Below are 13,418 nucleotides of genomic sequence, written 5' to 3'. Positions count from 1 at the left end.
GCGGTCCTTGTGTCCTTGCCCGATGGATACGCCTTGCGGATCTCCTCCGACGCTTTGGATCTGACGGTCTTCGAGAGCACCGTTTCCGAGGCGGCCGCCGCCCGGGCCGAAGGCGATCCGGTCGAAGCGCACCGGCTGCTGGTCTCGGCCCTCGCGCTCTGGGGCGGGCGCGCCATCCCCGGCGTGCCCGGCCCCTACGCCGAGACCCAGCGTCTGCGCCTGGCCGAGCGCCACGTCACGGTCTGGGAGGAGCGGTGCGCGGCCGCGCTGGAGATCGGCCTGCACACCGAGGTGGTCGCCGAGCTGAGCTCGCTCACCGCCGAACACCCGCTCCGGGAGCGGCTGCGCGAGCTGCTGATGCTCGCGCTCTACCGCTGCGGCCGCCAGGCGGAGGCGCTCGGCGTCTACACGGACACCCGGAAGCTGCTGATCGAGGAGCTCGGCGTCGAACCCGGCGCGGGGCTCTCGTCCATGCACGCCCGGATCCTGGCCGGCGACCCCACGCTCACCGCGCCCAACCCGCCCCGGCCCGCGGTCTCCGGCGGCCGCGAGGAGCCGGTCACCGGCACCCCGGCCCAGCTGCCCGCCGACGTCTCGGACTTCAGCGGTCGCGCCGGCCTGGTCGCCGAACTCCGGGCGGTCCTCCAGGGCGCGACCGGTCAGGCCGTGGTGGTGACGTCCCTCGCGGGCATCGGCGGAGTCGGGAAGACGACCCTCGCCGTGCACGTGGCGCACAGCGTCCGGGCCGACTTCCCGGACGGCCAGCTCTACGTCGACCTGCGCGGCGCGGGCGCCTCGCCCGCCGACCCCGCCGTCGTGCTGGGCGACTTCCTGCACTCCCTGGGCGCCGCCGAGGTCCCCGACTCCCTGGAGCAGCGGGCCGCGCTGTACCGGTCCCTGCTGGCCAACCGCCGGATGCTCATCCTGCTCGACAACGCGCGGGACGCCGACCAGTTGCGGCCGCTGATCCCCGGCGTCTCGGGCAGCGCCGTCCTCGCCACCAGCCGCTCCCGGCTGGCCGGGATCCCCGGCGCCCACCTGGTGGACGTCGAGGAGCTGACCCCGGCCGAGGCCCTGGCGCTCTTCTCCGCCATCGTGGGCGAGCAGCGGGTGGCCGCCGAGCCGGAGGCGGCCCTGGCCGTCGTCACCTCCTGCGGCTTCCTGCCGCTCGCCGTCCGGATCGCCGCGGCCCGGCTCGCCGGCCGGCCCCGGTGGAGCGTCTCCGACCTCGCCCGGCGCTTAGCGGACCAACGGCGGAGGCTCGACGAGCTTCAGCTGGGCAACCTCGCGGTGGAGACGACCATCGGCCTCGGCTACGGCCAGCTCCGGCCCGACGAGGCCCGCGCGTTCCGGCTGCTCTCCCTGGTGGACTCCCCCGACCTGCCGCTCGACGCGGCGGCCGCCCTGCTCGGCGAGGACGAGCCGCGCGCCGAGCAGCTGACGGAGGCGCTGGTCGAGGCGAACATGCTGGAGTGCTTCACCCCGGGGCGCTACCGGTACCACGACCTGCTGCGGCTCTACGCCCAGCGGCAGAACGAGAAGTCCGCCGACACGGAGGAGCAGCAGCAGGCGGTGCTGCGCCTGCTGCACCACCTGCTGCCGACCATGCGCAACGCCGCGCGCCTCATCGAGCCCGACGACCAGCTGTTCGAGCCGCTGGACGAGCTCACCGCGCCCGGTCTCGGCCTGCCGGACGACGCCCGGGCCCAGCAGTGGCTCCGGGCCGAGGTCGGCATGCTGCTGAGCACCGTGGAGGCGGCGCTGGGCGGCCCGTCCGCGCTGCTGCGGCCCGCCCTGGACCTGCTGATCACGCTCAACAGCATCGTCGAGGACCCGACGCACGCCGCCCGGGCCCGCCGGCTGCTGGAGATCGCCGACGCCAACGCCCAGTCGCACGGCGACGCCCAGGCGCTCGCCCGGGTCCACTTCGCGCTGGGCACGCTGGAGTACTTCGCCAACAACTTCCAGGGCGCCGAGCGCTCGCTGCGGGCGAGCCTCTCCCTCCAGGACCCCGACGACGTGACGGTGATGCGGTCGATGGTGGCCAACACCCTGGGCATCATCCTGAGCCTCGCCAACCGCGGCGACGAGGCGCTGCCGTTCTTCGAGCAGGCGCTCGGCATCAGCCGCGTGGTCGGCGCCCCGATCGGCGAGGCCCGGCTGCTCGGCAACATCGCCCGGGCCCAGCTGGACGTCGGCAAGAGCACGGAGGCCGTACGGTCGGTGGAGGAGGCCGTCGCCACGGCGCGGCGGTCCGCCAACGGCCCCTGCCTGGCGGACACCCTGTACCAACTCGGTGTGGTGCTGTCCTCCACCGGATCCCCGGGCGAGGCGGTCGACCACCTCCGGGAGGCGCACGCGCTCTACCAGTCCCAGCAGAACCGGCTGCGGGAGGGCTACGCGCTCGCCCGGCTCGCGGTGAGCCTGCTGGCGAGCCACCGGACCGCCGAGGCCGCCGAGGCGGCGGGCGAGTCGCTGGTGATCGCGCAGGAGATCGACGGCGCCTACTGCCAGGGCCTGGCCAACGCCGCGCTGGGCGAGGCACTGCTCGGCCTCGCCCAACCGGCCCGTGGGCTGGCCTGCTTGCGCGAAGCCCACGCGATCTTCACGCGGCTCGGTGTGCCGGAGGCCTCCCCCGTGGCGGACCTCATCTCCCAACAGCACACCGAGCCCTTCCCTCCCCCCGCGCCGTAGGCCCCGCACTCCCCCGTGCTTCCCCCGTGGAGGCCTTCCCCCGTGCGTCAGATGCTCCCGCAGCCCCCCGGCTGCGGGAGCACCCTCAACGCTTCCCCGGCGCTGGACTCCACTGTGCACCGGACCGATTGACGTTCGATAAACGTCGGCTTGTCAGCCAGGCCCCGGAAAGAACCGCAGGTCAGCGGCGTTTCCCACCGCACTCTGCGGCGTGCGGCCGGTCGCCGCACCACCCCGGCCCGCACCCCCGTGCTTCCGCAAGCCGGGCCACACCACCCCAACCGCCACGAGTTGGCCGGAAAGGGACCCTACGACGGAGTGATCACGCATATTCTCAGATGCCAGTACACACACGAGTGCATTCGTCCGGTGGAGCGTCCGGAAACCGGAAACGGCAGCGCGGCGGCGCTCCCGCGGTGCAGAGTGTCTCTGTGCAAAGTGTCAGCGTGCAGTCAGTGTGACGCGGGGAGCGTGACGTACCGCCACCGGCAGCGGGCCGGCGGGGCAACGCGGGCGCCGGCAGGACGGCGGGCCGGCCTCGTCCGGCCGACCGGAGGCCCGGGTGGAAAGGTGCCTCTCAATCGTGACGACCGGACAGATATCGGACCCGTTCCCCCTCGACGAGGACGCGGACGGCGACGACGGGCCCGACGTCCTGCGCCGCCGTGCCGAACGGGCGCTGCAGGCCGTCGCCTTCGACACCATCGGCGCCGGCTACGGCGAGGCCTTCCCCGCCAAGGGTGGCCAGCTCGCCTGCGGCCGCCGGCTGCTGGCCCGGCTGGAACCGGGCGCCGCCGTGCTGGACATCGGCTGCGGCACCGGCGATCCGACCGTCCGGCAGCTCACCGCCGCCGGCATGCGCGTCACCGGCATAGACCTTTCGGACGTCATGCTCACCCTGGCCCGCGAGACGGCGCCGAGCGGGCCGTTCGCCCCCGTCTTCCACCGCATCGACATGTACGACCTGGCCACCGAGCGCGCCGACCGGGCCTGGAACGTCCCCGCCCTGGGCCCGCGGGGCCACGGCGGGTTCGCCGCCGTCACCGCCTTCTTCTCCCTGATCCTCCTCCCCCAGGCCGAGATCCCCACCGTGCTGACCCGGCTGCGCGCGCTCCTGCGGCCCGGCGGGCTGCTGGCGCTCGGTATGGTCGAGGCGGACCTGGATCACGTTCCGCTGCCGTTCCTCGGACGGGAGCTGCGGATCAGCGGGTATCTGCGGGAGGATCTGGAACGGGTCCTGGTGGAGTCCGGGTTCGCCGTCGAGGAGCAGTCGGGGCATCCGTACGCGCCGGCCAGCACCTCGCTGCCGCCGGAGGAGCAGCTGTTCCTGTGCTGCCGACGCGTCGGCTGACCGTTCGCCACACCGACCGACCGCCCGACCAGAAGAGCCAGCACTCCCCACCAATCCCAGGACAGGCAGCCGTGCGCGACCAGCTCAAACCCGAGGCCGGACAGCCACCTGCCCTCCCGGGCCCGCGCCGCCCGTCGCCGGACCCGGAGGGGAACGACGGCCCGCCCGCCGCCGGCCCGGGCAGTGCCGAGCAGGCCGCCTTCGGACAGGCCGCTCCCGGCCGGGCCGTCGGCGCGCCGAGCGGCGCCGCGGCGGCCGCCACCGGACGGTCCGTCACCGGACAGGTCGCCGAGCGGCTCGCCTACCTGGACTCCGCCACCCGCCGGATCAACAGCGCCCTCGACCTGGCCGCCACCCTGCGCAACATCTGCCGGGTGCTCGTGCCGACCCTCGCCGACGCCGCCGTCGTCCACCTGCGCGACCCGCTGCCCAACGTCGAGCGTGAGCCCGGCTTCCCCGACGAGCTGCGGATCCACCACAGCCTCGGCACCCGCCTCGGCCGCCGGGGCCGGCCGACCACCGGCTCCGACCACCGCGGCTCCCACTACGGCACCCGGTACGGCTCGCGCTCGACCGCGGACACCGGGCCCGCCACCCCGGTCACCCGGGGCGGCGCGCTCGCGCACACCCTGCTCAGCCGCCGCCCCGCCGAGGCCGCCGTGCTCGGCGCCGCCGGCACCACCGCCGGCTCCGGCACCGGCACCGAGCGGACCACCGAGCTACTGCGCGAGCTGTACGGCGCGCGCGGACTGGCCCGGCTCGGTCCGGGCTCCTCGGTGCTCGCCCTGCCACTGCGCGGGCGCAAGGCCGTCCTGGGCCTGCTGGTACTGATCCGCCGGCCGCCCGAGAAGACCGGCCGCCCCAGTTTCGACGCCACCGACACCGCCACCGCGGCCCATCTCGCCACCCAGGCCGGGCTCGCCGTCGACACCGCCCTGCGGTACGCCCGCGAGTGGGAGATAGCCAACGAGCTCCAGCGCAGCATGCTGCCGCTGCGCCTGCCCCAGCCGCACGGCGTCCGACTCGCCCAGCGCTACCTGCCCGGTGAGCGCGGGGCGCAGGTCGGCGGGGACTGGTACGACGCCGTGCCGCTGCCCGGCAACCGGGTGGCCCTGATCGTCGGCGACGTGATGGGCCACTCGCTCACCTCGGCCGCCATCATGGGCCAGCTCCGCACCAGCGCCCAGACCCTGGCCGCCCTCGACCTGCCCCCGCACGAGGTGCTCTACCACCTGGACGAACAGGCCCAACGGCTGGGCCGGGAACAACACCTGGCCACCTGTGTGTACGCGGTCTACGACCCGATCGCCAACCGGGTGGTGCTCGCCAACGCGGGGCACGTCCCACCGGTACTCGTCCGGCCGGACGGCACGGCCGAGTTGCTGGAGCTGGATTCGGGCGCGCCGATCGGCGTCGGCGGGGTCGACTTCAACTCGGTGGAGCTGCCCGCCCCGCCCGGCTCCGCCCTGCTGCTCTTCACCGACGGCCTGGTGGAGACCCGCAACCGCCCGCTCAGCGACGGGCTGGAGCTGCTCCGCGCCCGGCTGGCCGCCACCCAGCGGCACACCCCCGAGCAGCTCTGCCAGGAGGCGCTGCGCATCCTGCCGCCGGGTGACCGGGGCGACGACATCGCGCTGCTGGCCGCCTGCTTCGACGGCATCCCGGCCGGGGACGTCGCGCACTGGTACCTCCAGCCGCGCAACGAGACGCCCGGCCGGGCCCGCCGGCTGGCCGCCCACACCCTGCGCCGCTGGGGGCTCGAAGAGCTCAGCGAGGCCACCGAGTTGATGGTCAGCGAGCTGGTCACCAACGCCGTCCAGCACGCCACCCGCCCGGTCACCCTGAGCCTGGTCCGCACCTCCCGGCTGCGCTGCGAGGTCGGCGACGACAGCCCGCTGCTGCCCCGCCCGAGGCGCACCGGTCCGGAGGACGAACGCGGGCGCGGGCTGCAGATAGTGGCCAGGTGCGCCGAGCGCTGGGGTGCCACCCGGCTGGGCACCGGCAAGGTGGTCTGGTTCGAGCAGCGGCTGCCGTAGGGCCGGTCGGGCCCCGCGCCGGACGCGCCGGAGGGCGCCCGGCCGAGGGCCGGACGCCCGTCCCGCACGGCGTCAGACCCGCTCCGGCTCCTTCGCCGGCCCGGTCCCGCCCGTCGGGTCCGCCGTCCCCGTCGTCGGCGCCGCGCCGGCCGCCGGGCCCTCGGTCCCGGCCGCGCCCGTGCTCCCGGACCGCTCCGACTCCAGCCGGGCCATCAGCTGCTCACCCTCCATGTCCACCCGGGGCACCACCTTCTCCAGGCTCTTCGGGAACCACCAGGCCGCCTTGCCGAACAGCGCCATCGCGGCCGGCACCAGGGCCATCCGCACCACGAAGGCGTCCACCAGCACGCCGACCGCCAGCGCGAAGCCGATCGGCTGGACGATCGGGTCGTGGCCGAAGACGAAGCTGCCGAAGACCGCGGCCATGATCAGCGCGGCCGCCGTGACCACCCGCGCGCCGTTCCGCACCCCGGCGACCACCGCGTCCCGCGGCGCCATGCCGTGGACGTGCTGCTCCTTCATCCCGGAGACCAGGAACAGCTCGTAGTCCATCGCCAGCCCGAACAACACCGCGATCAGCAGGATCGGCACGAAGCTCACCACCGGGCCCACCTTCGGCACGTCGATCAGCCCGTCCAGCCAGCCCCACTGGTAGACCGCGACCACCGCGCCGAGCGAGGCCGTGATGCTGAGCAGGAAGCCGGCCACCGCCTTCAGCGGCACCAGGATCGAGCGGAAGGCCAGCGCCAGCAGCACCACCGCGATGGCGCCGATCACCGCCACGAAGGGCGGCAGCGCGTCGCCGAGCTTGGCCGAGACGTCGATGTTGGCGGCCGTGGTGCCGGTGACGTCGATCCGCGCGCCGGTCGAGGCCCGCAGCTCCTCGCGCTGGTCGCGGATCTCCTCGACCAGCTTCCTGGTGTCGGCGTGGTCCGGGCCGGTGGCCGGGATGACGGTCAGCAGGGCCGTGCCGCTCGGCCCGTCGACGGTCGGCGGCAACAACGTGCGCACCCCGTCGAGCGTGCCCAGCTTCTCGGCCACACCCTGTACGGCCTGCTCCGGCCGCTCCGTCCCGTGCGCGTCGACGACGACCACCAGCGGCGCGTTGAAGCCGGGGCCGAAGCTCTCGCCGATCCGGTCGTAGGCGGTGCGGGCGTCGGTGCCGGCGGCCTGCGAGCCGCCGCCCGGCAGGCCCAGGCTGAGGCTGGCGGCCGGTACCGCGAGGACGGCCAGCGTGGCCAGCCCGGCGAACAGCACGGCCGCCGGGCGGCGGACCACGAACGTCGCCCAGCGCTCCCCCAGGGTCGTCCGGCCGGAGGTCCTCAGGGCCCGCCGCCAGACCGGCAGCCGGTCGATGGCCCGGCCGGCGAAGCCGAGCAGCGCGGGCAGCAGGGTGATCGCGACGAGCACCGCCACCACCACGGCGCCGGAGGCGGACAGGCCCATCACGGTCAGGAAGGGCACTCCCGCGACGGCGAGCCCGGCGAGCGCGACCACCACGGTGAGGCCGGCGAAGACCACCGCGCTGCCGGCCGTCGCGTTGGCGCGGGAGGCCGCCTCCTCCGGCTCCAGGCCCTCGGCGAGGTGCCGGCGGTGCCGGGAGAGGATGAACAGGGCGTAGTCGATGCCGACCGCGAGTCCGACCATCAGGGCCAGTACCGGTGCGGTGGTGATGATCTCGAACGAGCCGGAGAGGGCCAGCAGCGCGGCCATCGCCACGCCGACGCCGAGCAGGGCGGTGAGCAGCGGCAGCCCGGCGGCGACCAGCGAGCCCAGGGTGATCACCAGGACCACCCCGGCCACCATCAGGCCGACCGCCTCACCACCCTCGACCTGCGCCATCCGGTTGTACGCGTCGCCGCCGAAGGCGACCGTCAGCCCCGCGTCGCCGGCCGGACCGGCGGCCGCCCGCACCGCGTCGCGCTGCTGGTCGGTGATGTCGGCGAGCGGGCGGTCGAAGGAGACCAGGGCCAGCGCGACCCGGCCGTCCGGGGAGACCGCGCCGGTGGCGTACGGGTCGGGCACCGCCGCGACACCGGGGACGGCGGCGATCCGGCCGACCGCTCCGGTGACGGCCCCGGCCGCCCGCTCGGTGGCGATGCCGCCGGGCTCCGGGGCACTGAAGACCACCTGCGCCGCGCCGTGGCCCTGCTCCGGGAAGGTGCCCTTGATCCGGTCCAGGGTGCTCTGCGCCTCGGTGCCGGGCACCTTGAACTCGTCGCTGGTCTTGCCCGCGAAGGCCCCGGCGGCGCCCCCGACCGCGATCAGCACCGCGATCCAGACGGCGAGCACGGCGCGCCTTCGACGGAAGCAGAAGCGGCCCAGGCGGTACAGGTACGTGGCCATGAGTGAACCCTCGATCACGTCGGTCGGCGGGCAGGTGCCCGAACAGGTCGGCTTCCACCGTAAGGCCAACATTGTCAGGTGACAAAGTTGGCCGACATAATCGATCGACAAATTCACCCGACCGAGTTACTTGACCGTGGCGCTACCCTGGCCCAATGGCACATGTCCCCGCCTCCGAACGACGCCCGCAACTGGTCCGGGCCGCCATCGACCTGATGACCCGCGAGGGCGTCGCCGCCGGCAGCACCCGGGCGATCGCCGCCGAGCTGGGCGTGGCACAGGCGACGGTGCACTACACCTTCGGCACCAAGAAGGACCTCTACCGCGCGGTGGTCGAGCAGCTGACGGCCGAGTTCGTCGGCCAGGTACGCGACGCGGCGCCGGGCGACGGGCCCTTCGGCGAGCAGATCCGGGCCATGGTGCACGCGCTCTGGGCCGGCGCCACCGGCGAGGAAGGGCGATGCGTCCTGCTGGACGAGTTCGCGGCGCTGGCCCTGCGCGACCCCGACCTGCAGGACGTCATGCGCGGACTGCAGCACGAGATCGAGACCACCGCCTCGCAGATGCTCGAAGCGCTCGCCGCCGCCCACGAGCTGGAGTTGGCCCTGCCCGCGCACGACATCGCCACCCACTTCCTGACCGGCTTCGACGGACTGACCGACCGCTACCTGGTGCTGCGCCGCGCGGGCGAGCAACCGGACGCCGAGGCGCTGCGGGCGCTGGATCTGCTGGTCGCCACCACGGTCGGGCTCTGCCTGGGCTCGCCGGCCCGGATCGGCTGACGCCGGGCGGCCACCCGCGCCGCCGCGCGTCCGGACCCGGCGCGGCCGGCGGGCCCCCCGCTGCCCGACCGCCTACCCGCCCGACCGCCTACTCGACGATCCGGACCGGCAGTTCCACCAGCACCTCGCGCAACGAGGCCGCGAAGCGGTCGTACTCGGCACTGCGGGCCGAGCCCGGCCGGGTGGCGAGCCCGATCCGGCGCCCGGGCGCGGGCGCGGCGAAGCGGACGGCGGCCAGCCGGTCGGTGCGGCCCGCCTCGACGTCCAGCGCGGTGGCGGGCAGCAGCGTGACACCGAGGCCGCCGGCCACCAGCTGGACCAGGGTGGAGAGCCCGGCCGCCCGGGTGGTGGAGCCGCCGAGGTCGGCGCCGACCTCGCGACAGATGTCGAGGGCCTGGTCACGCAGGCAGTGCCCCTCCTCCAGCAGCAGCACCTCCAGGTCGAGCAGCACGTCGCGCGAGACGTCGATCCGCCCGGCGAGCGCGTGCCCGGGCGGGGTGACCAGCACGAAGTCCTCGTCGAACAGCGGGATGTCCCGGGTCGGCGAGGACCCGCCGGCCGGGAGGGCGAGCAGCAGGACGTCCAGCCGGCCGGCCGCCAGCCCCTCCAGCAGCGAGGGTGTCCGCTCCTCGTGGACGTGCAGCTCCAGCTCCGGGTAGCGGGCGCGGACCAACCGCAACACGGTGGGCAGCAGGTAGGGGGCGACGGTCGGGATGACGCCGAGGTGCAGCGGGCCGGTGAACGGGCGGCGGGCGGCCTCGACCTCCTCGGTGAGCGACTGCAGGGAGGCGAGCACCCGGCGCGCGTGTTCGAGCACGCGCTCACCCAGCGGAGTGACGATCACCTTGCGTGTCGTACGCTCGACCAGCTGCGCGCCCAGCGACTCCTCCAGTGCCGCGACCGCCCCCGAGAGGGCCGGCTGGCTGGTCCCGGTGGCGGCCGCCGCCTCCCGGAAGTGACGGTGCTCGGCCACCGCGACGAAGGCCTTGAGCTGGGCGACCGTGGGCGACCTCGGACTCCGGGGTGTGGCGCTTCCCACAGCGGCCTCGGGTTTGCGCGCGGCGCCCTTGCGTGGCGTGGGGCGGGAGGTGGGTGCAGGGGTATTGATAACAATCTCCGATCAGACACATCGAGTGTAGCTATTTCCCTGATCAGTCCACGATGTGGAATCGTGGAAGCCGTTCCGCAATCCGGGACAAACTCCCCTCATCTCACTTCAGGAGAAGCGAACGTGCTCACGATCGGTGACAAGTTCCCCGAGTTCGAACTCAACGCCTGCGTCGACCTGGACGCCGCGAACGCCTTCGCCGAGATCAACCACAAGTCCTACGAGGGCAAGTGGAAGATCGTCTTCTTCTGGCCGATGGACTTCACCTTCGTCTGCCCGACCGAGATCGCCGCGTTCGGCAAGCTGAACGAGGAGTTCGCGGACCGCGACGCCCAGATCCTCGGCGTCTCCGGCGACTCCGAGTTCGTGCACCACGCGTGGCGCAAGGACCACAAGGACCTGCGCGACCTGCCCTTCCCGATGCTGGCCGACATCAAGCACGACCTGATGCGCGCCTGTGGCGTCGAGGGCGCGGACGGCACCGCCCAGCGCGCGGTCTTCATCGTCGACCCGAACAACGAGATCCAGTTCGTCATGGTGACCGCCGGCTCCGTCGGCCGTAACCCCAAGGAGGTCCTGCGGGTGCTGGACGCCCTGCAGACCGACGAGCTGTGCCCGTGCAACTGGACCAAGGGCGAGGACACCCTCGACGCCCAGGCCCTGCTGGCGGGCTGACCGACATGGCTCTCGACGACCTGAAGTCCGCCCTCCCGGACTACGCCAAGGACCTCAAGCTCAACCTGAGCGCGGTCATCGGCAACTCCGACCTCCCCGCCCAGCAGCTCTGGGGCACCGTGCTCTCCTGCGCGATGGCCACCCGCAGCCCCGCCGTGCTGCGCGAGCTGGAGCCCGAGGCCAAGGCCAACCTCTCCCCGGAGGCGTACAACGCCGCCAAGGGCGCGGCCGCGATCATGGGGATGAACAACGTCTACTACCGGACCACGCACCTGCTCTCCGACAAGGAGTACAGCAGCATGCGGGCCGGTCTGCGGATGAACATCATCGGCACCCCGGGCGTCGAGAAGATCGACTTCGAGCTCTGGTGCTTCGCGGTCTCCGCCATCAACGGCTGCGGCCAGTGCCTGGACTCCCACGAGGGCGTGCTGAGCAAGGCCGGTGTCGCGCGCGAGGTCATCCAGGCCTCCGTGAAGATCGCCGCCGTGCTGCAGGCCGTGGCCGGCGTCCTCGACTCCGAGGCCGCCCTGGCCGGCGTCAACGCCTGATCCCACGCCACACCACGCGGGCCCCCGCCGGACCTTCCGTCCGACGGGGGCCCGCGCGCGTTCCGGTGGCCCCGGGCCACCGCCCTAGTCGGCGGTGGCCGAGGCCGTCCGGGCGACGGCCGCCTCGCGGGCGGCCTCCATCGCGGTGAACACGGCCTGCCCGGCCTCGTTGCGACGGCGCAGGTGGCCGACCACGGTGTTGGTGACCGCGATCAGCGGGACCGCGACGATGGCGCCGCCGATGCCGCCGATGATCGAGCCGGCGGCCACCCCGAGCACCACACCCAGCGGATGGACGCGGACGGCCCGACCGAGGATCAGCGGCTGGAGGATGTGGCCTTCGAGCTGCTGGACGGCGATCAGCACCACCAGCACCATCAGCGCGGTCCACGGGGAGGTGGTGACGAGCGCGATCAGCACCGCGACCGTCCCGGTGACCAGCGCGCCGACCAGCGGCACGAACGCCCCCAGGAAGATGATCACCGCGAGGGGCAGCGCCATCGGCACGCCGAGCAGCTGGATCCCGATGCCGATGCAGACCGCGTCGATGAAGGCCACGCAGACGGTGCCGCGGACGTACGCGGTCAGGGTCGCCCAGGCCTTCGGGCCGGCGCCGGCCATCGCGTAGCGGGAGTGCCGGGGCAGACCGCGCAGTGCCCAGCCCCAGATCCGCTCGCCGTCGTAGAGCAGGAAGAAGGTGGTGAAGAAGGCGAGCAGGACGGTCGTCAGCACCTCGACGGCGATCTGCGCACCGGTGAGACCGACCGAGGTGAGCTGATCGGTGTTGGTGCTGATCGCCTTGGTGATCTGGTCGGCGAAGTCCTTGATCTGCTGCTCGGTCAGGTGCAGCGGGCCGGTGACCAGCCAGTCCCGAAGGGTCGCGACACCGTCCTGGACCTTGCTGGTCACGTCGGACAGGTTGGTGGTGACCTGCCAGACCACGAACCAGCCGACCAGTCCGATCCCGGCCAGGCCGCTCATGAACACCCCGCCGGCGGCCAGCGAGCGCGGGACGCCGTGCCGGCGCAGCCAGGAGACCGTGGGCTCCAGCAACGCGGAGATCAGCAGCGAGGCCAGCACCGCGAAAGCCACCAGCCGCAGCATGTCGACGACCATGAAGACGACGTAGAGCGCGGCGCCGAGCAGCAGCAGCCGCCAGGTCGACTCGGCGGCCACCCGCAGGCCCCAGGGCACCGCCTCGGCCGGGGTGGCGGGCCGTCCGGGGTGGAGCTCCCGCCCGAAGGCCCCGTGGGTGGGCGCCGGCGGCGGAGCCGGGGCGTGGGTCCGGCCGTGGGCCTCGGCGTGGGTCTGTGCGTGGGCCGGCGCGACGACCTCCTCGCGCGGAGCCGGCAGCGGGGCCGCGGCCTTCACCGCCGCCGTGACCGCGGCCGGGGGCAGCGCCTGATCCGGGACCGGCACCACCGCGGCCGGGGGTTCGTGGTACTCGGCCGCGATCGCGGCCCGCCTGCGCCGCTCGATCACGGCGGCCGCGCTCGCCACCACGGCCATGCCCTTGGCCACGGCCTTGAAGGCCTTCCCGCCCCGCGCCATCCTCGCTACCGCCGCTCCCCGCTGGTCCGCCGTGCCGGCGGTACGCCGTGGGTCCCGCCACGGCCGTCAGGGATGAAACTACCCGCCCGACGCGGCGCGAGTCCGGCGGGCGGGTCGGTTGGCCGCGATCAACGGCGCGGCCCGGGACCGCACCGGCCCCGGTCGATCGGTCAGTATCCGGACAAACCGGTCCGGACCGGATGGTTTCAGCCAACGGGCAACGGGGAGGAGTCCCAACGAGAGCCGGAGCCATCTGTCGGCGGACCGGCCGGTGCGGGAGGCAACCAGGACCCCTTCCCGCGCCCCGCGTCCGCACCCGGGCCCGCA

General features: G+C 73.8%; 9 protein-coding genes. 6 read left to right on the top strand and 3 right to left on the bottom strand.

Translation table 11 applies throughout. The annotated features are described in order from the left end of the window. Positions 1-33: 33 nt before the first annotated feature. The 3 genes from ACIQTO_RS07905 to ACIQTO_RS07895 all read left to right on the top strand — a co-directional run bounded on the left by ACIQTO_RS07905 (position 34) and on the right by ACIQTO_RS07895 (position 6,081). The gene (locus ACIQTO_RS07905; RefSeq protein ID WP_402385212.1) at positions 34-2,694 is read left to right on the top strand and encodes a BTAD domain-containing putative transcriptional regulator; all 2,661 of its coding nucleotides are present in this window, start codon (positions 34-36) and stop codon (positions 2,692-2,694) included. Between the two features lie 583 nt (positions 2,695-3,277). Then, positions 3,278-4,045 (top strand): class I SAM-dependent methyltransferase, encoded by a 768-nt coding sequence (locus ACIQTO_RS07900; protein ID WP_402384397.1) that lies wholly within the window; start codon positions 3,278-3,280, stop codon positions 4,043-4,045. 71 nt (positions 4,046-4,116) lie between these two features. Then, positions 4,117-6,081: a SpoIIE family protein phosphatase gene (locus ACIQTO_RS07895; RefSeq protein WP_402384395.1), complete on the top strand. Its 1,965-nt coding sequence runs from the start codon at positions 4,117-4,119 to the stop codon at positions 6,079-6,081. A gap of 72 nt (positions 6,082-6,153) precedes the next feature. Here ACIQTO_RS07895 and ACIQTO_RS07890 read toward each other — a convergent pair whose 3' ends face one another. Beyond that, positions 6,154-8,427, bottom strand: coding sequence for an MMPL family transporter (locus tag ACIQTO_RS07890; RefSeq protein ID WP_402384393.1), 2,274 nt, complete (start codon positions 8,425-8,427; stop codon positions 6,154-6,156). A gap of 155 nt (positions 8,428-8,582) precedes the next feature. Here ACIQTO_RS07890 and ACIQTO_RS07885 point away from each other — a divergent pair, with 155 nt between their 5' ends. Then, positions 8,583-9,209, top strand: a complete 627-nt coding sequence (locus ACIQTO_RS07885; RefSeq protein ID WP_402384391.1) for a TetR/AcrR family transcriptional regulator — start codon at positions 8,583-8,585, stop codon at positions 9,207-9,209. 88 nt (positions 9,210-9,297) lie between these two features. Here the strand turns inward: ACIQTO_RS07885 and ACIQTO_RS07880 are convergent, their stop codons facing one another. Beyond that, a complete protein-coding gene (locus ACIQTO_RS07880; RefSeq protein WP_402384388.1) occupies positions 9,298-10,248 on the bottom strand; it encodes a LysR substrate-binding domain-containing protein in 951 nt (316 codons plus the stop codon). 192 nt (positions 10,249-10,440) lie between these two features. Here ACIQTO_RS07880 and ACIQTO_RS07875 point away from each other — a divergent pair, with 192 nt between their 5' ends. Both ACIQTO_RS07875 and ACIQTO_RS07870 read left to right on the top strand, forming a co-directional pair. Beyond that, complete coding sequence (locus tag ACIQTO_RS07875) at positions 10,441-10,992, top strand: peroxiredoxin (protein ID WP_380577449.1); 552 nt, start codon at positions 10,441-10,443, stop codon at positions 10,990-10,992. Between the two features lie 5 nt (positions 10,993-10,997). Next, on the top strand, positions 10,998-11,540 hold the full coding sequence (locus tag ACIQTO_RS07870) for an alkyl hydroperoxide reductase (protein WP_402384385.1): 543 nt from the start codon (positions 10,998-11,000) through the stop codon (positions 11,538-11,540). An 84-nt stretch (positions 11,541-11,624) separates the two neighbouring features. Here the strand turns inward: ACIQTO_RS07870 and ACIQTO_RS07865 are convergent, their stop codons facing one another. After that, positions 11,625-13,091 (bottom strand): AI-2E family transporter, encoded by a 1,467-nt coding sequence (locus tag ACIQTO_RS07865; protein ID WP_402384383.1) that lies wholly within the window; start codon positions 13,089-13,091, stop codon positions 11,625-11,627. Between the last annotated feature and the right edge of the window lie 327 nt (positions 13,092-13,418).

It is taken from the genome of Kitasatospora sp. NPDC091207 (assembly GCF_044768625.1).
Classification (GTDB): Bacteria; Actinomycetota; Actinomycetes; order Streptomycetales; family Streptomycetaceae; genus Kitasatospora.
Note: the sequence above shows the minus strand (reverse complement) of the source record. Positions and strands in the feature narration are given on the sequence as shown.